The 1,939-nt window shown below is 65.5% G+C and carries 1 protein-coding gene; it reads right to left on the bottom strand.

The window, feature by feature from the left end; genetic code table 11:
* Positions 1-1,939, bottom strand: a 1,939-nt coding sequence (gene dxs / locus GOB93_RS20820) for a 1-deoxy-D-xylulose-5-phosphate synthase (protein ID WP_173585263.1), incomplete at both ends; no start/stop codon positions are given.

The following is a 1,939-nucleotide window of genomic DNA, read 5'->3' on the forward strand; positions in this document are numbered from 1 at the left end:
CACTGACGCCGAGAGCGGCGAGGGCGGTATGGACGATATGGGGCGCGTTGAGTTCGGCGGTGTTATACTGCTCGAACTGGGTGTTGTGGTCGATGAACCGGTCGGGCAGGGTCATGGTGCGCAGCCGGACATGGTCGAGCAGCCCGGTGCGGGCAAGGTAATGCGCCACCAGAGCGCCGAACCCGCCCTCGGAGCCTTCCTCAACGGTGATCAGCACCGCATGGTTGCGGGCCAGCTGATCGATCAGCGCCGTATCCAGCGGTTTGGCGAAGCGCGCATCGGCCACGGTCGGCGGCAGCCCCCGGGCAGCCAGCTGATCGGCGGCCTTCAGCACCTCGGTCAGACGCGGACCGAGCGAGAGAATCGCGATACCGCCTTTCTCACGCCCTGACTGCGCGCCCATTTCCCGGACGATTCGTCCTTTGCCGATTTCAATGACCGACCCGGAAGCCGGCAGCTCCAGCCCCAGCCCGTTGCCACGCGGATAACGCAGGGCGATCGGACCCTCATCGAATTCGGCGGCGGTCGCCGTCATATGCAGCAGCTCCAGCTCATCGCTGGGCGCCATGATCGTCATGCCCGGCAGACAGCCGAGATAGGCGAGGTCGAACGAGCCGGCATGGGTCGCCCCGTCAGCGCCGACCAGACCGGCGCGGTCGATGGCAAAGCGGACCGGCAGACCCTGCAGCACCACGTCATGCACGACCTGGTCGTAAGCGCGCTGCAGAAAGGTGGAATAGATCGCACAGAACGGACGCAGCCCTTCGGTGGCCATGCCGGCGGCGAAGGTTACGGCGTGCTGCTCGGCGATTCCGACATCGAAGAACCGGTCCGGAAACTGCTTCGCGAACTTGTCCAGCCCGGTGCCTGACGGCATCGCCGCAGTCACGGCGACGATTCTGTCGTCCGTCGCCGCGCGGCTCATCAGCTCGCGGGAAAACACATTTGTCCAGGACGGCGGCCCCGGCGGCGCTTTCTTCTGCTCGCCGGTCACGACATTGAATTTCGCCACGGCATGATACTTGTCACCGGCGGCTTCCGCCGGCTTGTAGCCGTGGCCCTTCTCGGTGATCACATGCAGCAGAATCGGGCCTTTATCCGTGTCGCGCAGATTGCGCAGGATCGGCACGAGCTGGCTCATGTCGTGGCCGTCGACCGGACCGACGTAATAAAAGCCCAGCTCCTCGAACAGCGTGCCGCCGGTGATCATGCCGCGGGCATATTCCTCGGCCCGCTTGGCGGTGCGCTCCAGACGGTCAGGCAGTTTCTTGACGAATTTCCCGGCCAGGTCGCGCAGGCCCATGAACTGGCGCGAGGACATCAGGCGGGAGAGATAATTCGACATCGAGCCGACCGGCGGCGCGATCGACATTTCATTGTCGTTGAGGATGACGATCAGCCGCTCCGCGCCGGGGCCGGCGACAGCGGCGTTGTTCATCGCCTCATAGGCCATGCCGGCGGAGATCGAGCCGTCGCCGATGACCGCGATCACATTGCGCTCGCGGTAGGACGGGTCCTCCTCCGCGCGCAGGTGATGCGCCACCGCCATACCAAGGCCGGCCGAGATGGAGGTCGAGGAATGCGCGGCGCCGAACGGGTCGTATTCGCTCTCCGACCGGCGGGTGAAGCCGCTCAGCCCACCCGGCTGGCGCAGGGTGCGGATACGGTCGCGCCGGCCGGTCAGAATCTTATGGGGGTAGGCCTGATGCCCGACATCCCAGATCACCCGGTCATCGGGTGTGTCGAACACGGCGTGCAGCGCGACCGTCAGCTCCACCACGCCCAGCGAGGCGCCCAGGTGCCCGCCCGTCGTCGAGACCGTGTCCACCGTCTCAGCACGAAGCTCGTCCGCAACCTGCTTCAGCTGCTCCGTCGACAAATTCCGTAAATCAGACGGATACTCTACCCGGTCCAGTAACGGAAAACGGCCCCGGGAAGG

It is taken from the genome of Acetobacter musti (assembly GCF_011516835.1).
GTDB classification, from domain to species: domain Bacteria; phylum Pseudomonadota; class Alphaproteobacteria; order Acetobacterales; family Acetobacteraceae; genus Acetobacter; species Acetobacter musti.